Annotated in this window: 21 protein-coding genes, 5 tRNA genes and 1 pseudogene; 5 read left to right on the top strand and 22 right to left on the bottom strand. The window is 53.4% G+C overall.

Annotation, left to right across the window (positions count from 1 at the left end; all coding sequences use genetic code 11):
- Positions 1-119 precede the first annotated feature (119 nt).
- On the top strand, positions 120-458 hold the full coding sequence (locus M495_RS05790) for a PsiF family protein (protein WP_020825694.1): 339 nt from the start codon (positions 120-122) through the stop codon (positions 456-458).
- Between the two features lie 213 nt (positions 459-671).
- Positions 672-1,424, top strand: coding sequence for a 2,3-diphosphoglycerate-dependent phosphoglycerate mutase (gpmA, locus tag M495_RS05785; RefSeq protein WP_004941818.1), 753 nt, complete (start codon positions 672-674; stop codon positions 1,422-1,424).
- Positions 1,425-1,497: 73 nt separating this feature from the next.
- On the opposite strand, the gene M495_RS05780 is transcribed toward gpmA, so the two are convergent.
- Both M495_RS05780 and aroG read right to left on the bottom strand, forming a co-directional pair.
- The gene (locus M495_RS05780) at positions 1,498-2,649 is read right to left on the bottom strand and encodes a YjgN family protein (protein ID WP_020825693.1); all 1,152 of its coding nucleotides are present in this window, start codon (positions 2,647-2,649) and stop codon (positions 1,498-1,500) included.
- A gap of 274 nt (positions 2,650-2,923) precedes the next feature.
- The gene (gene aroG, locus M495_RS05775) at positions 2,924-3,976 is read right to left on the bottom strand and encodes a 3-deoxy-7-phosphoheptulonate synthase AroG (RefSeq protein WP_020825692.1); all 1,053 of its coding nucleotides are present in this window, start codon (positions 3,974-3,976) and stop codon (positions 2,924-2,926) included.
- Between the two features lie 206 nt (positions 3,977-4,182).
- Here aroG and M495_RS05770 point away from each other — a divergent pair, with 206 nt between their 5' ends.
- From M495_RS05770 to zitB, 3 genes and pseudogenes are all read left to right on the top strand, one after another.
- Entirely contained in the window at positions 4,183-4,788 is a 606-nt protein-coding gene (locus M495_RS05770; protein ID WP_020825691.1) for a response regulator, read from the top strand.
- A pseudogene (locus tag M495_RS05765) lies at positions 4,785-8,002 on the top strand (ATP-binding protein). The gene M495_RS05770 and the pseudogene M495_RS05765 overlap by 4 nt, the downstream one beginning before the upstream one ends.
- A complete protein-coding gene (gene zitB / locus M495_RS05760) occupies positions 8,002-8,964 on the top strand; it encodes a CDF family zinc transporter ZitB (RefSeq protein WP_020825690.1) in 963 nt (320 codons plus the stop codon). Before M495_RS05765 ends, zitB begins: the two are co-directional and overlap by 1 nt.
- Positions 8,965-9,002: 38 nt before the next feature.
- Here the strand turns inward: zitB and pnuC are convergent, their stop codons facing one another.
- From pnuC to sucC, 20 genes are all read right to left on the bottom strand, one after another.
- On the bottom strand, positions 9,003-9,728 hold the full coding sequence (gene pnuC, locus M495_RS05755; protein ID WP_020825689.1) for a nicotinamide riboside transporter PnuC: 726 nt from the start codon (positions 9,726-9,728) through the stop codon (positions 9,003-9,005).
- 21 nt (positions 9,729-9,749) lie between these two features.
- Complete coding sequence (gene nadA, locus M495_RS05750) at positions 9,750-10,811, bottom strand: quinolinate synthase NadA (protein ID WP_041415250.1); 1,062 nt, start codon at positions 10,809-10,811, stop codon at positions 9,750-9,752.
- Positions 10,812-11,158: 347 nt separating this feature from the next.
- A tRNA-Lys gene (locus tag M495_RS05745) sits at positions 11,159-11,234 on the bottom strand.
- 55 nt (positions 11,235-11,289) lie between these two features.
- A tRNA-Lys gene (locus tag M495_RS05740) sits at positions 11,290-11,365 on the bottom strand.
- Positions 11,366-11,434: 69 nt separating this feature from the next.
- A tRNA-Lys gene (locus M495_RS05735) sits at positions 11,435-11,510 on the bottom strand.
- Positions 11,511-11,517: 7 nt separating this feature from the next.
- Positions 11,518-11,593: transfer RNA gene (locus M495_RS05730), tRNA-Val, on the bottom strand.
- 32 nt (positions 11,594-11,625) lie between these two features.
- Positions 11,626-11,701: transfer RNA gene (locus tag M495_RS05725), tRNA-Lys, on the bottom strand.
- Positions 11,702-11,880: 179 nt separating this feature from the next.
- Positions 11,881-12,681 carry a cell division protein CpoB gene (gene cpoB / locus M495_RS05720; protein ID WP_020825687.1) on the bottom strand — a complete coding sequence of 267 codons (801 nt, stop codon included), beginning with the start codon at positions 12,679-12,681 and terminating at the stop codon, positions 11,881-11,883.
- Between the two features lie 9 nt (positions 12,682-12,690).
- Entirely contained in the window at positions 12,691-13,206 is a 516-nt protein-coding gene (gene pal, locus M495_RS05715; protein ID WP_020825686.1) for a peptidoglycan-associated lipoprotein Pal, read from the bottom strand.
- A 44-nt stretch (positions 13,207-13,250) separates the two neighbouring features.
- Complete coding sequence (gene tolB / locus M495_RS05710; protein ID WP_020825685.1) at positions 13,251-14,543, bottom strand: Tol-Pal system beta propeller repeat protein TolB; 1,293 nt, start codon at positions 14,541-14,543, stop codon at positions 13,251-13,253.
- Positions 14,544-14,675: 132 nt separating this feature from the next.
- The gene (gene tolA / locus M495_RS05705; RefSeq protein ID WP_041415247.1) at positions 14,676-15,911 is read right to left on the bottom strand and encodes a cell envelope integrity protein TolA; all 1,236 of its coding nucleotides are present in this window, start codon (positions 15,909-15,911) and stop codon (positions 14,676-14,678) included.
- 82 nt (positions 15,912-15,993) lie between these two features.
- Complete coding sequence (gene tolR, locus M495_RS05700; RefSeq protein ID WP_020825683.1) at positions 15,994-16,422, bottom strand: colicin uptake protein TolR; 429 nt, start codon at positions 16,420-16,422, stop codon at positions 15,994-15,996.
- A 12-nt stretch (positions 16,423-16,434) separates the two neighbouring features.
- Complete coding sequence (gene tolQ, locus M495_RS05695; RefSeq protein WP_039992358.1) at positions 16,435-17,118, bottom strand: Tol-Pal system protein TolQ; 684 nt, start codon at positions 17,116-17,118, stop codon at positions 16,435-16,437.
- Positions 17,115-17,519: a tol-pal system-associated acyl-CoA thioesterase gene (gene ybgC / locus M495_RS05690; protein ID WP_020825682.1), complete on the bottom strand. Its 405-nt coding sequence runs from the start codon at positions 17,517-17,519 to the stop codon at positions 17,115-17,117. Before ybgC ends, tolQ begins: the two co-directional genes overlap by 4 nt.
- A gap of 130 nt (positions 17,520-17,649) precedes the next feature.
- Positions 17,650-17,946, bottom strand: a complete 297-nt coding sequence (ybgE, locus tag M495_RS05685) for a cyd operon protein YbgE (RefSeq protein ID WP_020825681.1) — start codon at positions 17,944-17,946, stop codon at positions 17,650-17,652.
- Positions 17,946-18,059, bottom strand: a complete 114-nt coding sequence (cydX, locus tag M495_RS24860) for a cytochrome bd-I oxidase subunit CydX (protein WP_004949761.1) — start codon at positions 18,057-18,059, stop codon at positions 17,946-17,948. Before cydX ends, ybgE begins: the two co-directional genes overlap by 1 nt.
- A gap of 17 nt (positions 18,060-18,076) precedes the next feature.
- Positions 18,077-19,216, bottom strand: a complete 1,140-nt coding sequence (cydB, locus tag M495_RS05680) for a cytochrome d ubiquinol oxidase subunit II (RefSeq protein ID WP_020825680.1) — start codon at positions 19,214-19,216, stop codon at positions 18,077-18,079.
- A gap of 14 nt (positions 19,217-19,230) precedes the next feature.
- Complete coding sequence (gene cydA, locus M495_RS05675) at positions 19,231-20,799, bottom strand: cytochrome ubiquinol oxidase subunit I (RefSeq protein WP_020825679.1); 1,569 nt, start codon at positions 20,797-20,799, stop codon at positions 19,231-19,233.
- 774 nt (positions 20,800-21,573) lie between these two features.
- Positions 21,574-22,446, bottom strand: a complete 873-nt coding sequence (gene sucD / locus M495_RS05670; protein WP_020825678.1) for a succinate--CoA ligase subunit alpha — start codon at positions 22,444-22,446, stop codon at positions 21,574-21,576.
- Complete coding sequence (gene sucC / locus M495_RS05665; protein WP_020825677.1) at positions 22,446-23,612, bottom strand: ADP-forming succinate--CoA ligase subunit beta; 1,167 nt, start codon at positions 23,610-23,612, stop codon at positions 22,446-22,448. Before sucC ends, sucD begins: the two co-directional genes overlap by 1 nt.
- Between the last annotated feature and the right edge of the window lie 169 nt (positions 23,613-23,781).

The raw sequence follows: 23,781 nt of genomic DNA, 5'->3' as shown, positions 1-23,781 counted from the left end.
GGCTGCCTTTCCTTATTCCAAAGTGCGCACTAGAATCAGGCTACGGTGATAAGCACAACACCTTGTGCAACGTCACAATTTTCGGCCACCCCGGCCGGCCAATAGCTGAAGGAACACCTATGCGTCTGATTACTGCACTTCCATTACTGGCGGGTTTACTGCTGAGCACCAATCTGATGGCTGCCGAGACCGCAGCAAAAACGCCATCACCGGCACAGGCCGCGCAGCAGAAACGCATGACCGATTGTAATCAACAGGCCACCAGCAAAACGCTGAAAGGCGCGGATCGCTCTACCTTTATGAGCACCTGCCTGAAATCCGAAGGCACCGCTGCGACCAAAACGCTGACTCCTCAGCAGCAGAAAATGAAAACCTGTAACGCCGACGCCAAGACCAAAAGCCTGAAGGGTGACGAGCGCAAAACCTTTATGAGCAATTGCCTGAAAAAAGCAGCCTGATTGCCCTTCCCCACGGCACGGCCGAATCTCCCTTCGCCGTGCCGCACTCCCTGTCTGCACCAGCCTGATCGATTCAGCTTTTCCTCAGAACAGCACTTACTTTGCGGCAAGAAATTGGCTATGGTTAAACACTATCGATTGCCGAGCCCCCGGCCGCGGCAATATAATGATTTTCGTTATCATTGAAATGTCAGATTATTAAGGAGTTAAGCTATGGCTGTAACTAAGCTGGTTCTGGTGCGTCACGGCGAAAGCCAGTGGAACAACGAAAACCGCTTCACCGGTTGGTATGATGTTGATTTGTCCGACAAAGGCCGCACCGAAGCGAAAGCCGCAGGCAAACTGTTGAAAGACGAAGGTTTCTCTTTTGACTTTGCTTACACCTCCGTACTGAAGCGCGCCATCCACACCCTGTGGAACATTCTGGACGAACTGGATCAGGCCTGGCTGCCGACTGAGAAATCCTGGAAACTGAACGAACGCCACTACGGCGCGCTGCAGGGTCTGAACAAGGCTGAAACCGCAGAAAAATACGGTGACGAGCAGGTTAAGCAATGGCGTCGCGGCTTCGCCGTTACTCCACCAGAGCTGACCAAAGATGACGAACGTTACCCGGGCCACGATCCGCGTTATTCCGCGCTGACCGAGAAAGAGCTGCCGCTGACCGAGAGTCTGGCGCTGACCATCGATCGCGTGATCCCTTACTGGGACGAAGAAATTCTGCCACGCATCAAAAGCGGCGAGCGCGTTATCGTTGCTGCACACGGCAACTCCCTGCGTGCGCTGGTGAAATACCTGGATAACCTGAGCGAAGACGAGATCCTCGAGCTGAACATCCCAACCGGCGTGCCGTTGGTGTATGAATTTGACGAGAACTTCAAGCCAATCAAACGTTACTACCTGGGCAATGCCGACGAGATCGCTGCTAAAGCGGCCGCCGTGGCAAACCAGGGTAAAGCGAAGTAATTTTCTCCGCGTGATCTAAAAAGCCCCCGGTTTTGGCCAGGGGCTTTTATCGTTTAGCGTAACGATTTATCTGTTATACCATTGCGACAGCTTCAACCTCTGCACTGTTCTCTGTCATCTGGTGAGTTGCCGTATCCAGCGTTGAGAGATCCCCTTCGACTGCTGTACAGTTCGCCATATATCGGGCAAATCTGACTTTCGCCACAGGGAAAGCAAAGCCTAAGGTGAGTACAGTCATAAGGCTATTACTCAGTATCAACCACATATATGGGAACATTTTCACAGAAGAGTGAAACCTGATATTCGTATTCAACGTCATTTGATTATAAAGATAATTTCGCTGAGCCACGGTATAGTAACTATTGGCAATCAGGATACCGAACAGTAATACAAACATATTCAAAAGTAGAATACCGCCATTATCCTGCAGCAAGGACAATACATCAAATACCCTCCCCAATACCACCGTCTGATACAGGGAAATATAAAATGTTCTGCCAAGCACGAGCGAACTAATCAAAAATAATATGATAATTGACCAACTAACAAGATAAATTTTTATAAAGGATAACTTCTTCAATTTAACGACGAACGGGCTATGACCAAAGTACATGTTTTTTACGTACAGATCATATTGCATCGCACAAAGTATACCGTTGATCAGCGCCAACGCTGGCACTATCAAAATAACAACTGTCAGTAGCATAATGGCATATCCAAAGATACTACTGATACCGGCTAACACCGCCAGTGCGGTATAAACGCCAGCACCCAGTAGGGCTGGGCACAGCATTAAAACCCAATATGTACGCAAAACACGACAAGTGTAATTAAATCGGACGCCGCGATAGCTTGACATGACGGCATTGTAACGCCAATTATGAATAATTCCCCAAGGAATCAACGCCATCAATAACAGCAATACTGCTAATCCCTGCTTTGGTGCCATTTTTAAAAGAAAGAATAAAATGACGATACCGGCAACCACCAATAATCTGCCGATGAGAATTTGCAATGGCTGTGCGTGATAATCAAATTTTTCGCCATCCAGCTCCATATGATTATAAAAATAGCGATGTTCGCGCACCGTTGCCCAGGCAGAATACACGCCCAATGTTATCGTTATTAAGAAAATATTAGTTAACCAAATAAAAAAGTATTCGCTACTTTTACCAGTGAATTTCATACGATGCAGCCCTTGCAGCTGCGACTTGTTTTCAGCCATAACCCTTTCATCCTGAAGGTAATAAATAACGTTCCATGTCCCCTCGCAAATAAAGGGAACAGCTTAACGGAATATAGAAAGCGGGCTATGTAATCATAGTTTTCAGATGACAGCAAACATTTTATTCTTAAAATCGTCATAAGTAATAAATAAAAAACATAAATATCATTTTTTAAAATGATTTAAATTTTAAAATACAAAATATTTATATATTTTTAGTTAAATAGATAAAAAAAGGGCCACCTTTTTAGGCGGCCCTATAAATATCGGTTTATCAACCGCGGCGCGCTTTCACCGCTGTTGCCAACTCGCGCAGCACGGTTTCGGTGTCTTCCCAACCGATGCAGGCGTCGGTGACGCTCTTGCCATAAACCAGCGGATCGCCGCTTTCCAGGTTTTGGTTGCCTTCCACCAGATGGCTTTCAATCATCACGCCCATAATCGCCTTTTCGCCGCCGGCAATCTGCTTGCAAACGTCAGCATTCACTTCCAGCTGCTTTTTGAATTGCTTGCTGCTGTTGGCATGGCTGAAATCGATCATCACCTGCGCTGGCAGACCTGCTTTGACCAGGCCTTCTTTGACTTCTTTCACATGCGCTGCACTGTAGTTCGGCTCTTTGCCGCCGCGCAGAATAATGTGGCAATCGCCGTTACCGCTGGTGTTCACAATGGCTGAATGGCCCCATTTGGTCACCGACAGGAAACAGTGCGGTGCGCTGGCAGCATTGATGGCGTCAATAGCAACCTTGATGGTGCCGTCGGTACCGTTCTTGAAGCCAACCGGGCAAGACAGGCCGGAAGAGAGCTCGCGATGCACCTGAGATTCAGTGGTACGAGCGCCGATCGCGCCCCAGCTCATCAGATCTGCCAGATACTGCGGGGTGATCATGTCGAGGAATTCGCCCGCCGCCGGCAAACCGGTATCGTTGATATCCAGCAGCAGCTTACGGGCCAGACGCAGACCGTCGTTGATCTGGAAGCTGTTATCCATTTGCGGATCGTTGATCAACCCTTTCCAGCCCACGGTGGTACGCGGCTTTTCAAAATAAACCCGCATCACCACTTCCAGCTCGCCGCTCAGTTCCTGACGCAGCGACAGCAGGCGACCGGCATACTCTTTCGCCGCTTTGGTATCGTGGATTGAACAAGGGCCAATCACCACCAGCAGGCGATCGTCACTGCCGCGAAGGATCTGATGAATGGCACTGCGTGCCTTTGACACCGTCTCTGCTGCACGTTCAGTAGCCGGAAACTTCTCTAACAGAGCCACCGGTGGCAGGAGTTCCTTAATTTCTTTAATGCGTAAATCGTCGTTTTGGTAATTCATAACTTTTCCATTCGGTATCGAGAGGCGGTATTTCGCAGAGCATAGATCCAACCAATTTAGCCTGTGCGGATAACGCTGTAAATCACCTTTGCCACCTGCCGAATGAACCTCTAAATTAACAGTGGATTGTGCTGTTTCATCAGGGGAGCGCAGTGGCTCCTTTTTCGTTATGCTAACGGCCAGGATACTGTTACTCGAGCCAAGCCATGCCCTCTTTGTTATTAGTTGATGACCACCCGGTGGTTCATGTCGCACTGGAAGCGGCGCTAATCAAGTCATCCCGCCGCTTTCACCTGCAGGCGGTGCAAGACGACGTTCAGGCAATGGCCCAATTGGCCACGGCCGACTTTGCGCTGGTGATCCTCGATATCGGTCTGCCACAGGTGGACGGTTTGCAATTATTGAAAAAAATCCGCCGCCACTATCCGCAGCAACCGATCCTGATCTATACCGCACAGGAAGAAGATATCTACGCCCGTATGGCCTATTCGGCCGGCGCCAACGGATTTGTGCACAAGGGCAGCCGCCTTGAAGAACTGGTGCTGGCGATTGAAACCGTACTGGATGGAAGCTTGAGCTTTCCCGCCACCGCCATGACCGAGGAGGCGCTACCGGCAGAAGGTACACTGCTGACGCCAAAAGAACTGCAGGTGCTCGGGCTGCTCAGCAAAGGCTTGTCCAATCTGCAAATCGCCGAGATGCTGAACATCAGCAACAAAACCGTCAGTACCCACAAGAAGAATATTCTGCGTAAGACCGGCGCCAGTAATCTGTTGGAGCTGGTGGCGGTGTTTAAAGAGCTGGCGCCATGATGCGTGCGCTTTTGCTGCTGGTAACGATGTTGCTGTGCGTCGGCAGTCTGGCGCACGCGGCGCAGCCGGTACGTTATCAATTGGTCAGCAACCTGAATATCCCGCCCGACCTGCTGATCGCCAGCGAGAAAAATCCCTGGCGCGACACGACGCTGCGCATCGGTATCATCAGTGAAAATACCAGCCCTTATAACATTATTGTGGATGACGACCTGTACGGTCTGAATGCCGACTACCTGGGCTATGTTCAGCAGGTCACCGGCATCCACTTTCAGATCTACGGCTTCTCCGATCTGGCGAAACTCGAGCAAGCGCTGCATGACGGGACTGTCGATCTGGTGTACGGCATTCCACAAAACGAAGCGCTACACGGCCTGAAAATTTCTCAGCCTTATTACGTCAGTAACCTGCGCGTACTGCGGGATCGCAGCAACGATCGCAAAGTGATGCTCAACTCCGCCAATGCCCGGGTGGCGATCAGCACCCTGACCGATATGCAGGCCGGCAATGCGCTAAAGACGGTGTCGTCCCACGTACAACGCTATGACAACAACCTTCAGGCGGTGTATGCCCTGCTCAATGGCAGCAGCGACTACTTTATTGCCGATGAAGCCAGCGCCAGCTTTATTATCGACCAGCTGCAGCTCGGTCAGCTTTATCAGATCGAAAGTACCCTCAACCTCGGCAACCTGTCGTTCGTATTTGCCGCCGCCAACCCGGCGCTGATCGAGACCCTCAACGTGGCCATCGCCGACACCCCGATGGAGTTGATGAATGCCATCCAAAGCCGCTGGAGTAAAAAGATCCCCAGCTATCTCGATACCGGCAATGCCGATCTGACGCAGATGGAGAAAAGCTGGGTGAAGACTCACCCCACCGTCTATTACGCCGCCATCGAGAATAACTTCCCCTTCGCTTACCGCGGTTCCGGTGGGCAAGCGCGCGCGGTTATGCCATCGACATTTTGAATATCATTGCGCAAAACACCGGGTTGCGCTTTGTTCCGCTGTGGGCGCGCAATGCCGAACAGGCCGATCAATTGGTGCAATCCGGCCAGGCCAGCTTTCGCACCGCGTTGCCATTGGCGCGTGGGGTTAAAGCGCGCTACAGCGCAAGTATGCCCATCCACCGTTCGCTGTGGGGGGTGTATGTTGGCCAACACGACAACGGGATTTCCACCTGGAGCGATCTGGCCGGTAAACGCATCGGCGTACTGCAAGGCGATCTGGCACAAGGCCTGGTGCCTGCCAACGAAGAACAGATCCGTTTTGCCGACAGTAAGGCCATGTATGACGCTCTGGCTAATGGCCAGTTGGATGCGCTGGTGGATAATGTGATTTCGGCAAACTTTGTCGCTTTGTCTCGTTACTCCGGGGCGATAAAGTTGGCGTTCGCCGCCAATAATATTGCCTACCCGGTAGCGTTCGGCGTGCGGCAGGATCAGCCATTACTGTTGGCTATCCTCGATAAAAACCTGATGCAGATCCCGTCGGAAACGCTGCAATCACTGCGCGATGAGTGGATTGTCGATCGTAGTAACCTGATTGACGCCGTGAATGAAAACCGTATGCAGCCACAAACCACGTGGCTGCTGGCGCTGCTGGCTGCGGCAATCCTGTTGCTGCTTGGGCTGACCCTGCGCCGGTTTATCCTGCAGAGACGGGATAAGCGCGAACGTGAAGTGCTTGAACAGGCTCGTCGGCATGCGGAAGCCGAAAACCGAATGAAGAGTAAATTCCTGGCTACCGTCAGCCATGAATTGCGCACTCCGATGCACGCCATTCTTGGTTTGTTGGAGCTAGAGCTGAAACGTCAGCCAACGCCCGAGGGGCTGCCGGTGATCTACAGCTCGGCATCATCGTTGCTCAACCTGCTCAATGACTTGCAAGATCATGCCCGGCTGGCCACCGGCTCGTTAACCTTAGCGCCCAAGGCCGTAGCCCTGCACCCTTGGGTGGCCCACATTAGCGCCCTGTACCGACCGCTGATTGGCGAACGCCCGGTGACGCTAAACGTGAGTGCGGCCGACAACCTGCCCGCAGCCGTTCTTATTGATGGTGAGCGTTTACTTCAGGTCGCTAACAATCTGATAAATAATGCGATTAAGTTCACCCCGCGCGGCAGTATTCAGGTCAGCATCGGCTGGCGTGAGCAGTCTGCCCCACTAGGGGAACTGTTGCTGACGGTAACCGACAGCGGGTGTGGCATCGCCGCCGATGAGATTGGCAAACTGTTCCAGCCGTTTTACCGCGCGCGCGGTGCGCAGCGAGTATCCGTGCAGGGAACCGGATTAGGGCTGTCTATTTGCAAGGAAATTATCGAACAAATGGGCGGACGGATTGAGTTGCACTCGCGTCTCGGCGTCGGCACTGAGGTTTCCCTGTCGGTACCGGTCACCGAGGTTGCTCTTGACTCGGCGACACAGCAAACCGATAAGCCGCTCAACCTGCCGCCGCCGAGTTTGCGCGTGGCGCTGATTGACGATCATCCCACCAATCTCCTGCTGATGGAACGACAGTTGCGCCACTTCGGTCTGCAGCCGACGCTGTTCGAGCAGGGTTATCCGCTGCTGAAAGCCCATCGTCGGCAGCCGTTTGATCTGCTGTTCATTGATTACAATATGCCGCGCCCGGATGGCCTGACGCTGGCGAGGCTGATACGCCGCGACGAGCAACGCCATCGACGCCCGGCTTGCCAAATTATCCTCTGCTCGGCGGACGTGCAGGAATTTACCCGTATCCCGCCGGAGCTGGTGGCCATAGATCGCTTTTTAACCAAGCCCATCTCGCTGGACGCACTCGCCCAAGCGTTGCCACAGCAACCCCAGGCGCTGGAGCAGCAGTTAGTCCTTACTGACCTTCAGCAGTCCCTGGCCGATATGGCCGGTAATGACCGACCGATGATCCAACGTTTGGCGACAACGCTGCTGACAACCCTGCAGCAAGACCGACAGCGGCTCGCGCTAGCGGCACAAAGCGAGGACTGGCTACAGCTTGGGCAAGCCGCGCATCGCATTAAGGGTAGCCTGTTGATGTTGCAACTGCCAGCAGCGGCCAGCCTGTGCCAACAATTGGTGGAAAGCGGTCGTGAAGGAACATTGCTTCAGGACGCCTATACTGAACTAAGTACGTTAGTGGAACAGATACTGATAGAACTGGATGATCTGGTCAGCGCTAACGAGTCGTATATTGCTATGCATCATAAGGATGAATAATGTCGGATAGCCCGCACGTACACCTACCGAAAGACAGTAATAGTAAACGCCTACTGACCGCTTTTTTAGTCACTGCGGTATTCATGATCGCCGAAGTGATCGGTGGGTTAATTTCAGGGTCCCTGGCGCTGCTGGCCGATGCCGGCCATATGCTCACCGATGCGGCGGCGCTGCTGGTGGCATTGATGGCGGTGCACTTCTCGCAGCGTAAGCCCAATGCACGCCATACCTTCGGTTATCTGCGCTTGACGACGCTTGCGGCTTTCCTCAACGCCGCCGCGCTGTTGGTGATCGTGGTATTCATACTGTGGGAGGCGATACGGCGTTTCTTCGAACCACAGCCGGTGATGGGTACCCCAATGCTGATTATCGCCATAGCGGGGTTGCTGGCTAACCTGTTCGCCTTCTGGCTGTTGCACCGCGGTAGCGAAGAGAAGAACATCAACGTGCGGGCCGCGGCATTGCACGTATTGGGGGATTTACTGGGGTCGGTGGGTGCCATTGCCGCGGCGATTGTGATCCTGACCACCGGCTGGACGCCGATCGACCCGATATTGTCGGTACTGGTATCCTGCCTGGTGATACGCAGTGCCTGGCGGCTGCTGAAGGAGAGCTTCCACGAGCTGCTGGAAGGTACGCCACAGGAAGTGGATATCGCCAAACTGCAAAAAGACCTGTGCCTGAATATTCCGGAAGTACGCAATATCCACCACGTCCACGTCTGGCAGATTGGTGAACAGAAGCTGATGACGTTGCATGCGCAGGTGATACCGCCGAATGACCATGATGGCTTGCTGCGCCGCATTCAGGGCTATCTGTTGGAACACTACCGGATTGGCCACGTGACCATTCAAATGGAATACCAGCATTGTGATACGCCCGACTGCGGAATTAATCGGGCTCCCGAGCCGAGTGACCACTCACATTCCGGCTCGCATTCCGATCTGGGGCATCATCATTAAAACAAACGGGGCGCCTTGTAGGGCGCCCCGGCGATATTTTAAGGTGCGGAAGACAAAGGCCGCGATTGGTTGTTGCCGGCGCTTTTGATCCACAGCCAGGAACCGTTCAGCGCAATCAGCGTCAGGATCACGTATTCCAGCGCCATGGCGTAAACGCCCTGATAGGCAAAAATCGCCACGCTGATCACGTCAATCACCACCCACAGCAACCAGTTTTCCACGTACTTGCGCGTCATCAGAATCATCGCGACGATCGACAGCACCATCATCGCCGAATCCCAGAACGGGAAGGCGTCCGGTTGCAGCTCAGGCATTTGCACGCTGAGGCCCAAGCCCTGCATTACCGTCACCGCAACCTGCGTCAACCAGGCGAAAACGCGGTCGATATTAAAGGTCATCAGTGCAATACCGATCACGCATACCGCCGCCCAGCCCAATGCCTTCGGCAGCGGTAACCAACGAATCTTCAGCTCGGCCTGATTATCCTGCGTCTGGCGACTCCAGGCGTACCAGCCGTAGATATTGGCAACAAAAAAGAACAGCTGCAGCAGCAGGCTGGCGTAAAGCTGGATTTGGAAGAAAATCACCGCGAACAGCGTGACGTTAATCAGGCCGAACAGGTAATTGATGATTTTCTCTTTGCTGGCATACCAGATACACAACAAACCGAACAGGGTGCCGATCGCCTCAATCCATGACAGATCATAACCCCCCGCGCCCAGCGGGATATGCACCAAGATATTGCTGGTACTGAAAAAGCTCATTTTATTATCCTTATTAAACGGTTAAGCGTTGCCTTTTACCTGCATTTTTAATTGGGCAGCAAAATCCAACATCCGGTTCAGCGGGATTAACGCCTTTTGACGTAACGCCGCATCCACGTGGATCTCATGCAGTGCACCGCCCTGCTCCAGCCCGTCGGCAATCGCCTTCAGGCCGTTCATCGCCATCCATGGGCAGTGCGCACAGCTGCGACAGGTGGCGCCTTCACCGGCGGTCGGTGCTTCAAAAAGCTCCTTGTCCGGGCAGGCCTGTTGCATCTTATAAAAAATACCGCGATCGGTGGCGACAATCAGTTGCGGATTAGGCAAAGTTTTCGCCGCCTGTATCAATTGGCTGGTTGAGCCTACCGCATCGGCCAGATCAACCACCGCCTGTGGCGACTCAGGGTGCACCAGTATCGCCGCGTCAGGGTATAAGGCCTTCATGCGCATCAGGGCCTGGGTTTTAAACTCGTCATGGACGATACAGGCCCCCTGCCAACACAATACGTCGGCGCCCGTCTGCTTTTGCACGTAGTTGCCCAGGTGACGGTCCGGGGCCCAGATGATTTTCTCGCCCAGGCTGTCGAGGTGCTCAATCAGTTCAACGGCGATACTGGAGGTAACTACCCAGTCCGCGCGAGCTTTTACCGCCGCCGAGGTATTAGCGTAGACCACCACGGTGCGATCGGGGTGGCTGTCGCAAAATGCATGGAATTCTTCTTCCGGACAGCCAAGATCCAGCGAGCACTCTGCGTGCAGCGTCGGCATTAGCACCTGTTTTTCCGGGCTGAGGATTTTGGCGGTTTCGCCCATAAAGCGCACGCCGGCGACCAATAAGGTCGAAGCTGGGTGATTGCTGCCAAAGCGCGCCATTTCCAGCGAGTCCGCCACACAGCCGCCGGTTTCCTCCGCCAGCGCCTGGATCTCAGGATCGGTATAGTAATGGGCCACCATCACCGCATTGCGCTGCTTGAGCAGGGTTTTAATCTTCTCACGATAAAACGCCTTCTGCGCGACGTCTAACGGCACGGGTTTGGGCGGGAACGGGTACACCGCCGCATTAACATCAAACATTTCACTCATCGCTGCAATCTCTGTGCTAGGCTGGGTGTCTGCTGCCCGGGTATTACCCATCGCAACCCCCTTCGTTTTATATACTAAACAAAATACCTAAAATTGAGCGAAAAGTCCGCTGATATTTTCAAGATCACGCCAATGAAGTTTAATAGATTGAATTTTTGATCAAAGAGAGAGATCTGCAGGGGGAAAGTGCTTTCGTGATAGAGAGAATGGAGTGCGCATGCCAACAAAAATGGCGGAAGGTGGAAGTACCGGAGATTTTCACGAATCTGAACGCAGCTTCTCACCGACACAATTCGTGCTATATGCCAATTCAGAGTTTTTAATAAGGGGGGGTATTTCTTTAAGAATGGTGGGTCGTGCAGGATTCGAACCTGCGACCAATTGATTAAAAGTCAACTGCTCTACCAACTGAGCTAACGACCCACTGATGTGGTTTACTGCTGAACCGCGTAAGCAGGAGAGGAACTCGCTGCAAGAATGGTGGGTCGTGCAGGATTCGAACCTGCGACCAATTGATTAAAAGTCAACTGCTCTACCAACTGAGCTAACGACCCACTGACGTGGTTTACTGCTGAACAGCCAATACAAACCGAAGCCTGGATTGAGGAAAAACAATTCTGAAATGGTGGGTCGTGCAGGATTCGAACCTGCGACCAATTGATTAAAAGTCAACTGCTCTACCAACTGAGCTAACGACCCACAGCAGTGGTGGGTGATGACGGGCTCGAACCGCCGACCCCCTCCGTGTAAAGGAGATGCTCTACCAACTGAGCTAATCACCCACTGACGTGGTTACTGCTACTACTTCAGAAATTGGTGGGTCGTGCAGGATTCGAACCTGCGACCAATTGATTAAAAGTCAACTGCTCTACCAACTGAGCTAACGACCCAATTTCCTTGCTGCTTTAACATCTTGCAAGATGTCTTGGCAACGGCGGCATATATTACTAATTTATCTTGGCAGCGCAACCTAAATTTTTGAACAAGGGGTTCAACTGCTTGTTCTTCACGCGAATGAGCCCAGAAAGCGGTCAAATCGACTAACTTCTGGGCTCATTATTTTTTCTGACTAACCGGCTACGCGACTTTTCGCCTGTTTGGCCGCCGCACTGGTTGGGTATTGTTTAATCACCTGCTGGAACACGGCTTTGGCTTTATCGGCCTGCCCTTTCTCCTGCATGATGATACCTACCTTGTACATGGCGTCCGGCGCCTTAGGTGACTTTGAGTAATTCTTCACCACGACCGCATAATAGTAAGCCGCATCGTCTTTCTTACCCTTGTTGTAATACAACTGGCCCAGCCAATAGTTGGCATTAGGCTGGTAAGTAGACTTTGGGTACTGTTTTACGAAGGTCTGAAAAGCAGAAATTGCCTGGTCATACTGTTTTTTTTCCAGCGCCAATGAAACAGCGGCATTGTAGTCGCTGTTTTCATCACCCTTGCTGGCCGGCGCTGCTGCTGTAGCGCCCGCAGACGCACTGTCAGCACCGTCGGAGGACGCAGCCGCTGCTGCTCCACCCGCGGCACCCGCTGCGGCAGCAGAGCTCTGAGCGCCGCCCTGGCTGATGCTATCCATCTGCTGATAGATTTGCTTTTGGCGTTCAACGACCTGATTCAGTTGATATTGGCTTTCCTGGATTTGCCCGCGGAGCGAGTCAATATCGCGCTGATTGTCAGAGAGTTGTTGCTGGAGTTGGTTTAAAAGCTGGCCTTGAGCATTGCTGATGCGCTCAAGCGAGGTGACACGGTCTTCGACCGAGCCGGAGCCGACATTACTGATTGGCGCTTGGGCAGTAGCGGCCCATGGGACCGCTACGCCAACCAGTAACGACAGACTCAACAAGTGACGTCTGAAGTTACTGTTCATGCGATTCTCTTAGTAAACCAGAACTGCACGACGGTTTTTAGCATAAGCCGCTTCGTCGTGGCCCAGTACTGCTGGTTTTTCTTTACCGTAAGAAACGATAGAGATTTGGTCAGCTGAAACGCCTTTACCTTGCAGGTACATTTTCACGGAGTTAGCACGACGCTCACCCAGAGCAATGTTGTATTCCGGCGTACCGCGCTCATCCGCGTGGCCTTCTACGGTCACTTTGTAAGACGGGTTGTTACGCAGGAATGCAGCGTGCGCGTCCAGCATCTGAGCGAACTCAGAGCTCACGTCATACTTGTCCAGACCGAAGTAAACAATGTTGTTCTTCTGCAGTTCTTGCATCTGCAGACGAGCTTGTTCTTCAGAAGACAGGTTGCTGCTGCCGTTTTCTGTACCAGTGCCAGCGCCAGCGCCCAGACCAGATTGGTCGTTGTTTGCGCTTTTGTTAGAACTACAAGCTGCTACAGCCAGGACTGGCAGTGCCAGCAGAAGCCCTTTCAGCACTTTGTTCAGTTGCATTTCTTTAATCCTTTTATAGTTTGCCATACATATTTACACATGCATCACAGATACGGCGACCAGGCAGGGAATTTGACCTGTCCATCAGTTGCCGGAAGACGCGCTTTAAAACGCCCATCAGTCGATACCAGTTGCAACACGGAGCCCATACCTTGCGTGGAGCTATAGATCACCATGGTGCCGTTTGGCGCAATACTAGGCGTTTCGTCCAGGAAGGTGCCGGTCAAAACTTGAACTGCACCCGATCCGAGATCTTGTTTGGCGATATGCTGAGCACCATTGTTTGAGCTCACCATCACCAGGAATTTACCATCAGAGCTGACTTCAGAATCCTGATTCTGAGAGCCTTCCCATGTCAGACGCTGTGACGCACCGCCACTGGCACTGACTTTATAAATCTGTGGCCGGCCACCCTGATCCGAGGTATATGCCAGAGACTGGCCATCCGGGAACCAGGTCGGTTCGGTATTGTTGCTGCGCCCGTCGGTGATTTGAGTGATCTGGCCAGAGCCCAGATTCATCACGTACAGGTTCAGGCTGCCGCTTTTAGACAGCGCGAAGGCCAGACGACTGCCGTCCGGTGAGAACGCCGGTGCACCGTTGTGGCGCGGGAACGAGGCGATCTGACGGATAGCACCGTTAGCCAGGGTCTGAACCACCAGCGCAGAGCGGCCGCTTTCAAAGGTCACGTACGCCAGTTTGCTGCCGTCCGGCGACCAGGCCGGGGACATCAGTGGTTCCGGTGAACGGTGTACCACAAACTGGTTGTAGCCGTCGTAATCCGCTACGCGCAGCTCGTACGGGAATTTCCCGCCGTTGGTCTGCACAACGTAAGCGATACGGGTACGGAATGCGCCCTTGATACCGGTCAGCTTTTCAAACACTTCGTCACTGGCGGTGTGAGCAGAATAACGCAACCACTGCTTGGTCACTTTATACTGGTTCTGCGCCAATACGGTGCCTGGAGAACCTGAAGTGTCCACCAGTTGATAAGAGATCAGGTAGCCGCCGTCCGCACCAGGTTGAACCTGACCGACCACGACTGCGTCAATGCCCAATGCAGTCCAGGCCGCCGGCGTCACTTCAGACGCGGTGGTCGGTTGCTGCGGCATACGCGCTACGTCAATTGGGTTGAATTTGCCGCTGTTGCGCAGGTCTGCGCCGACAATCTTGCCAATATCTTCCGGAGGCGTGCCTGGGCCAGCCCATTTAAACGGCACCACACCAATCGGGCGAGCGGAGTCGACCCCTTGGGTGATTTCAATGCGAACTTCCGCGTGAAGAACGGAGGCCCACAGTATTAAAAAACCTAACGCTACTCGAAATGCCTGCTTCATCTCATCTCCCTTATCCAGGCGGGATGCCTGCGATAAATTAGCAGAATTTTAACAAACCAACGCAAACAAAACTACATAATCCCTGTTGGTTACCTTAGTACATCCCTGCGATATGACTTAGCTAATCAACCGTTATTGTGGCTTAAATACAAGGGTCGAATTCTTAAAGTGCTGATAAACGGCATCGCTCGGTGGTTTCGGGATCTTCGCCTGATTCGCAGCAGCTACAGCCGCCTGACACAGGGCAGGATCGCCACCTACCGATTTCACGTCAATCAAAAAGCCATCAGGCCCCAGCTTGATGCGTAGGTCACAGGTCTTACCGACAAACGAACTGGCATCATAAAACTTATTCTGAATTGCTGTGCGAATCTGCCCCGCATAGCCATCAATATCGGCACCACTCGCCCCTGCAGCCTTAGCATTGCCCTGACCGGCCGGTTTACCGTCACCCTTCGCTTTAGCCCCGCCGCCTTTCGGCGCGTTTTTACCGTCCGCCAGGTCGCCAAACAAACTATCGACGTCTGAAGACTGAGCTGCGGCAGCCGCTTTCTTCTTGGCGTCTGCGGCCTTCTTGGCAGCAGCTTTCTCAGCGGCGGCTTTTTCGGCAGCGGCGGCTTTTTTCTCAGCTTCTGCAGCCGCTTTCTTCTCGGCTTCAGCTGCAGCTTTCTTCTCGGCTTCGGCAGCGGCCTTTTTCTCTGCAGCTTCGGCAGCAGCGGCTTTCTTCGCTTCTTCCGCCTGTTTCTTGGCGGCAGCGGCAGCAGCCGCTTCTTTCTTGGCTTCAGACTCCGCTTTCTTCTGCGCGTCGGCCTGTGCTTTAGCGACTTTATCTGCCTCGGCCTTGGCCTTGGCGGCGGCCGCTTCCGCTACTTTCTGTTGTTCTTTGGCTTTCGCCGCGGCGTTCTCGGCCGCTTTTTGCTGTTCAGCAGCCTGCTTTTGTTGCTCCGCTGCCTGTTTTTGCTGCTCTGCGGCCTGCTTTTGCTGTTCAGCCTGTTCTTTCGCGTCCTGCGCCGCTTTTTCCTGCGCAGACAAACGCTCTTTCTCCAGCTCTTTCAGGCGCTGTTGCTCCGCCGCTTGCTTCTGCTGAAGTTCTTCGGCTTGTTGTTCCGCTTTTTTCTGGCGCTGCTTTTCAGCACGCTGCGCGTCGTTACTCTGCTGTTGCTGGCGGTTGTACTGCTCCACCACTGCCCCGGGATCGACCATCACTGCACCGACGACAGAACCTTCGCCACCGCCGCCGGCACTGTTCATGTCGACGTTTTCTTGCAGCGATCCCCAAATCAGCAGGGCAATCAATACAAAGTGCAGAACGACCGAAACAATAACGGCGCGGTTCAGCTTATCGTTTTGCTCAGTTGCCTTTACCAAAATAGATTCCCAAAAACTGGTGTTGCTTATACGGGGTTCCTGAGCCAACGGCACAGGAACCGGGTTGCCACTGACCTTAGGGTCAGATTGGCTGGGTCATTAGCCCCACGGAAGCCACGCCCGCCTGATGGAGAATATTCAATGCCTTGATAATCTCATCGTACGGTACTTCCTTCGCCCCACCGATCAAAAAGACCGTTTTCGGGTTAGCCGCTAAACGCGACTTGGCTTCGGCGGCAACCTGTTCCGGCGGCAGCAGCTCCATGCGGTTGTGATCCACCACCAGGGTGTATTGACCCACGCCTGAAACCTCAAGGATCACCGGCGGGTTATCATCGCTGGACACCGTCTTGGAATCGGTGGCGTCCGGCAGATCAACCTCAACGCTCTGCGTGATAATCGGCGCCGTTGCCATAAAGATCAGCAACAGCACCAGCAACACGTCGAGCAACGGAACGATGTTTATTTCGGACTTCAGCTCGCGCCGATTACGTCCACGAACTCTCGCCATGCTACCTCCTACTTATTTGCTGTCGCTGGAGAAGGCCTGACGATGCAGAATAGCGGTGAACTCTTCCATAAAGTTGTCGTAATTCTGCTCAAGCTTGTTGACGCGCTGGTTGAGGCGGTTATAAGCCATAACGGCCGGAATAGCGGCGAACAAACCGATGGCGGTTGCGATCAGTGCTTCGGCGATACCCGGTGCTACCATTTGCAGCGTGGCCTGCTTCACCGCGCCCAGTGCGATAAAGGCGTGCATAATCCCCCACACGGTGCCGAACAGACCGATATACGGACTGATCGAACCCACGGTGCCGAGGAAAGGAATGTGGTTTTCCAGCGTTTCGAGCTCGCGGTTCATAGAGATACGCATGGCGCGTGACGCCCCTTCGATCACCGATTCCGGCGCATGGTTATTAGCGCGGTGTAAACGAGCGAACTCTTTGAAACCAGAGTGGAAAATTTGCTCTGAGCCGGTCAGGCTATCGCGACGCGCCTGGCTTTCCTGGTACAGGCGAGAAAGCTCGATACCGGACCAGAATTTGTCTTCAAAGGCTTCGGCGTCACGCGTGGCCGCATTCAGGATGCGGGTGCGCTGGATGATGATCGCCCAAGAGGCCACTGAGAAGCATATCAAAATCAACATGATAAGCTTAACCAGCAGGCTCGCCTTCAAGAATAAATCTAGGATGTTCATGTCAGTCACTGCTTAAACTCCGCGACAATAGACTTAGGAAGCGCTATCGGCTTCATTTGGTGTGGATCAATGCATGCAATCAACACATCGGCCTGACTCAAAAGAGTCCCGTCAGAATTGACAATGCGTTGGGCAAACGTGAGAGAGGCCCCGCGCATTGAGGTGATTTCACTCTGCACTTCCAGCTGTTCGTCGAGACGAGCCGGAGCCAGGTAATCCACCGTCATGCGCCGAACCACGAAAGCGACATGTTCACTGAGCAGCTGCTGTTGATGAAAGTTGTGATGACGTAGCATCTCGGTGCGCGCTCTTTCAAAAAAGGCGACATAGCGGGCGTGATAGACCACACCACTGGCATCGGTATCCTCGTAGTAAACGCGAACCGGCCATCGAAACAACGTATTACTCACTCTACTTCCCAGCAATGCAATTTAACGGTGCTACTATACGCAAGACAGATCGGGTTGGGAATGGGTTACAAGAGGGGAACGAAAATAATTATGGGCCGGAAGGGCCCATAACTCGGGGTTATAACGGAGATTATAAAGAAACGTAAAGTAATCCTGCGGCGAGGATCACAATTGCCGGAAGTGGCGCGAAAAAAGCGCGCCATAACGTCCGCTGCGGTTTGAAGCCAACGCCGTGAACCACCCCGGCGCAAACTGCCCAAATCAGCAGCAGCCCTTCCCAAATCTCCAGCGAGCTGGTCTTCGCCGCAAAGCGGGTCGGATCCCAAAAAATACAGCCCGCCAAAATCAACGCCAGCACCAGTGAAAGGGCCCGGACAGGGCCCTTGTCAGTCATGGCGTACAGCTTGTCAGTTAATGACGAACTCATCACTTACCGTCTTGCTGTGCTTTTGAATCTTCGTGGTGCTCAAGCGCCAGCGCCGTGATGATACCGAAGGCACAGGCAAGAAGCGTTCCGAGAATCCAGGCAAAATACCACATGGTTTAGCTCCCTATCCTTAATACAGCGAATGCTTGTTGTTCTCGACGAAGTTTTTGTCGAGACGGCCGAACATTTTGTAGTACGACCAGCTGGTGTACCCCAGAACGATAGGCACGAAGATCGCCGCGACAACGGTCATCACTTCCAACGTCAACAGACTGGAGGTGGCATCCCACATGGTCAGGCTGATGTTAGGCACGGTGCTTGACGGCATCACGAACGGGAACATGGTCACACCGGCAGTCAGGATCACGCAGGCAATGGTCAGTGACGAAGTCACGAACGCCAGCGCGTCTTTCGACATGCGGGAGAACAGCACCGTAAACAGCGGCAGCACCACACCCAGGGCAGGCAATGCCCACAGCAGCGGATACTTGTTGAAGTTGATCAACCAGGCACCGGCCTGATGAGCCACTTCTTTACGCATCGGGTTAGACTCCGCCATGGTATCCAGCGCCGAGGTAATCACATAACCATCGATGCCTTTCACCAGCCAAATGCCACCCAACAGGAAGAACACCGCCATCACCAACGTGGAGATCTGCGCCGCAGCACGTGCACGCAGGTGGATCTCGCCGCTAGTACGCATCTGCAGGTAGGTTGCCCCCTGGGTCACCAGCATGGTCAGGCTGACGACACCCGCCAACAGGCCAAACGGATTCAACAGTTGGAAGAAGTTGCCGGTGTAGAACAGACGCATGTATTCGTCCATGTGGAACGGCACGCCCTGCAGCAAGTTGCCGAACGCCACCCCGAACACCACCGCCGGCACGAAGCTGCCGATGAAGATGCCCCAGTCCCACATGTTGCGCCAGCGGCTGCTTTCCAGCTTCGAGCGGTAGTCAAAACCGACCGGGCGGAAGAACAAGGCGGACAGCACCAGGATCATGGCGACGTAGAAACCGGAGAACGCCGCCGCATAGACCATTGGCCAGGCGGCGAACAGCGCACCACCGGCCGTGATCAGCCACACCTGGTTACCGTCCCAGTGCGGCGCGATGGAGTTGATCATCACCCGGCGCTCGGTATCGGTTTTACCGATAATGCGCACCAGGATGCCGACCCCCATGTCGAAACCGTCGGTGACGGCGAAACCGATCAGCAGTACGCCAATCAGGACCCACCAGATAAATCGCAGTACTTCATAATCAAACATACGTGGACTCCTGTTTAGCGCGCTTCCTGCACGGCGGCAGTCGGTTGTTCAAAGTGGTAGCGGCCAGTTTTCAGGCTGCTTGGACCCAGACGTGCAAATTTGAACATCAGGTACATTTCAGCCACCAGGAACAGGGTGTACAAGCCGCAAATCAGCCCCATCGAGAACAGAATGTCGCCCGCAGTCAGTGAAGAGTTGGCAACCGCAGTCGGCAGCACCTCACCAATCGCCCAAGGTTGACGACCGTATTCAGCCACAAACCAGCCGGCTTCGATGGCAATCCACGGCAGCGGCAGGCCATACAGCGCCGCACGGTGTAGCCACTTTCTCTGGCCAATGCGGCCACGAAGCACGCTCCAGAACGACAGACCGATAATCAGTAACATCAGCACGCCACAGGCCACCATGATACGGAAGGCGAAGTACAGCGGTGCTACGCGTGGGATAGAGTCTTTGGTCGCCTGCTGGATCTGCGTTTCCGTCGCGTCGGTGACGTTCTGGGTATAACGCTTCAGCAGTAAACCGTAGCCCAAGTCTTGCTTGGCTTTATTGAACTCGGCGCGAACCGCCGGATCGGTATTGCCACTGCGCAACTCTTCCAGCAGTTGGTAGGCTTTCATCCCGTTGCGGATACGCACTTCATGCTGCGCCATCAGATCTTTCAGGCCGGTGACCTGAGTATCCGTTGAGCGGGTGGCAATCAGGCCGAGCGCATAAGGAATTTGGATCGCGTAGGAGTTTTCCATTTTATCCTGATTCGGAATACCGAACAGGGTAAAGGAAGCCGGAGCCGGTTGAGTGTCCCATTCGGCTTCGATGGCGGCCAGTTTGGTTTTCTGCACGTCACCCATTTCGTAGCCGGATTCATCACCCAGTACGATTACGGACAGTACGGCAGCCATACCGAAGCTGGCAGCGATTGCGAAGGAACGTTTGGCAAAGGCAGTATCACGGCCTTTCAACAGGTAGTAAGAGCTGATACCCAGTACGAACATCGCACCACAGGTGTAGCCGGCAGCTACGGTGTGAACGAACTTAACCTGCGCAACCGGGTTGAGTACCAGTTCGGAGAAGCTGAGCATCTCCATGCGCATGGTTTCGAAGTTGAAGTCCGAGGCGATAGGGTTCTGCATCCAGCCGTTGGCCACCAGGATCCACAGCGCGGAGAAGTTTGAGCCCAGTGCCACCAGCCAGGTTACGGCCATGTGCTGCACCTTGCCCAGACGATCCCAGCCGAAGAAGAACAGGCCGACCAGCGTCGATTCAAGGAAGAACGCCATCAGACCTTCGATGGCCAGAGGGGCCCCGAAAATATCACCGACGTAGTGTGAGAAATATGACCAGTTGGTCCCGAACTGGAACTCCATGGTCAAACCGGTGGCCACACCCAGAGCAAAGTTAATTGCAAATAACTTGCCCCAGAATTTGGTCATATCTTTATAGATTTGTTTGCCTGACAGTACATATACCGTTTCCATAATTGCCAGCAAAAACGCCATGCCTAGCGTTAATGGGACAAATAAGAAGTGGTACATCGCCGTTAAAGCAAACTGTAAGCGCGACAGTTCGACAATATCAAACATCTTGACTCCTTGCTCCTCGCAGGAAGACTCCGACATGCGGTTATCGATATGACTTCGGGTGAAGCTACCGGTAACGCCCCGCAGTGAATGCCCTTAAACACAACAAAAATTTGATCCAGCTTCTCCGCTTTCAACCATGCATTCGACGCGGGCCGTACTGGCCAGTGTACTAAACACACCACTGAAAACCGACAACGGGTAACAAATGCAACAAGATCAACCATCCATATTCACCATGGATGATACTCGCCCAATCCCACACAATAAATAGGTTTTTACGTGATATGGGTTAGACTTTTGGTTACAGGTCAAATTTTAGCCCAAAGAGGTACTCAGCCCTAATTTGATCTGGAACAATTTAAGCCTATCTGAATTTTATTTCCAGATTCAGCTCACAATTTCTCATAATTATCTTGTGGTTATGTTACATAATGGTTTCGTAGTCTATCTAGGTACTTTTTGTGTTAAATAGATGTGATATTTAATGGTTATCTGTATTTAAATGAAGTCTCGAGTGTGAATGATGTTAACGCTTATTAACCTGCTAATAGGACAAGCTTAGCTTATTTTTTTACTCTGATAATTGTAGGCAATAAAAAGAATAATTATCGATAAAGCAGCGCTTAAATACGTCCGCCCATCCCCCCCTTTAATTGATGCCGCTAACGCTCACCACGGCCACCGCAATGCCCTATTCCCTCTCGCGCAGGCAAAAAAAAACAGGGCCAGACACTTGGTCTGACCCTGCTTGAATACGGACTACCGCAGATTAAATTAGCGGTTCAGAACCGCTTTAACTGCCTCGCCGATGTCAGCCAGGCTGCGCACGGTTTTAACCCCTGCCGCTTCCAGCGCTGCGAATTTTTCGTCCGCAGTGCCTTTGCCGCCGGCAATGATGGCGCCGGCATGGCCCATACGCTTGCCTTTCGGCGCGGTAACACCTGCGATGTAGCCAACTACCGGCTTGGTCACGTGTTCTTTGATGTACGCCGCTGCTTCTTCTTCTGCGCTGCCGCCGATTTCACCGATCATGACGATCGCTTCAGTTTGCGGATCTTCCTGGAACAACTTCAGGATATCGATGAAGTTAGAACCTGGGATCGGGTCACCGCCGATGCCTACACAGGTAGACTGGCCCAGACCGGTATCGGTGGTTTGCTTCACCGCTTCGTAGGTCAGGGTGCCGGAGCGGGAAACGATGCCCACTTTGCCTGGCAGGTGGATATGGCCTGGCATGATGCCGATTTTGCACTCGCCCGGGGTGATAACGCCTGGGCAGTTCGGGCCAATCATACGCACGCCGGCTTCATCCAGCTTCACCTTGACGGTCAGCATATCCAGCGTCGGGATGCCTTCGGTAATGGTGATGATCAGTTTGATGCCTGCATCGATAGCTTCCAGAATGGAGTCTTTGCAGAATGGTGCCGGTACGTAGATAACGGACGCCGTGGCGCCGGTCGCTTCTACCGCTTCACGCACGGTGTTGAACACCGGCAGGCCCAGGTGCTGAGTGCCGCCTTTGCCCGGTGTCACGCCACCGACCATTTTGGTGCCGTAAGCGATAGCTTGTTCGGAGTGGAAGGTCCCCTGGCTACCGGTGAAACCCTGACAGATAACTTTGGTGTTCTTATCGATTAAAATGGACATTATTTACCCTCCACTGCCGCAACAACTTGCTGAGCCGCATCAGTCAGGCTGGTCGCAGCAATGATATTCAGACCGCTGTCCGCCAGTTTCTTGGCGCCCAGTTCGGCGTTATTCCCTTCCAGACGCACCACCACCGGGACGTTAACGCCCACTTCGGCTACTGCGCCAATGATACCGTCAGCGATCAGGTCGCAGCGCACGATACCACCGAAAATGTTAACCAATACCGCTTTCACCTTGTCGTCGGACAGGATGATTTTGAAGGCTTCGGTCACGCGCTCTTTGGTTGCACCACCGCCCACGTCGAGGAAGTTGGCTGGCTCACCGCCGTGCAGCTTAACGATGTCCATGGTCCCCATCGCCAGGCCTGCGCCGTTAACCATGCAGCCGATGTTGCCGTCGAGAGCAACGTAGTTCAGCTCCCACTGTGCCGCACGGGATTCACGCTCGTCTTCCTGAGACAGGTCGCGCATTTCACGCAGCTCAGGTTGACGGAACAGTGCGTTACCGTCAGCGCCCAGTTTACCGTCCAGACAGATCAGATCGCCCTGCTTGGTCACCACCAGCGGATTAATCTCAACCATCGCCAGGTCGCGCTCCAGGAACAAGGTCGCCAGGCCCATGAAGATCTTGGCGAACTGGCCAACTTGCTTGCCGGTCAGGCCCAGTTTGAAGGCCAGTTCACGGCCCTGGTAAGGCTGTGGGCCTGCCAGTGGGTCGATGGTCATTTTGTGGATCAGTTCCGGCGTTTCTTCCGCAACTTTCTCAATCTCAACGCCACCCTCGGTGGATGCCATGAACACCACGCGACGGCTGGCACGGTCTACTACCGCGCCCAGGTACAGTTCTTTATCGATGTCGGTCGCGGCTTCTACCAGGATCTGGTGAACCGGTTGGCCCAGCGCGTCAGTCTGGTAGGTCACCAGACGCTTGCCCAGCCAGGCTTCAGCGAAAGCGCGGATATCTTCTTTGCTGTTTACAACTTTAACGCCGCCAGCTTTACCGCGGCCGCCAGCATGAACCTGACATTTAACCACCCACGGGCCGGAGCCGATTTTGGATGCGGCTTCTTCCGCTTCACGCGGTGTGGTACAGGCGTAACCGGTTGGTGCCGGCATGCCATACCGAGCAAACAGCTGTTTTGCCTGATATTCGTGTAAATTCATGATGTTCTATCCATTCAGTTCTGAAGGTTTTAGCCGAGTCATTTTGGCGGAAAACCGCATGACTTTCGTCGGCCACATAGCACAGAGTGTGGGCGCGGCAATCTCTGTCATCCTTAAAGCTGCATCTTTGTTGGCTGCCTTCTCTCACCCCAGTCACATAGTTGACTAT

It is taken from the genome of Serratia liquefaciens ATCC 27592 (genome assembly GCF_000422085.1).
GTDB classification, from domain to species: domain Bacteria; phylum Pseudomonadota; class Gammaproteobacteria; order Enterobacterales; family Enterobacteriaceae; genus Serratia; species Serratia liquefaciens.
Note: the sequence above shows the minus strand (reverse complement) of the source record. Positions and strands in the feature narration are given on the sequence as shown.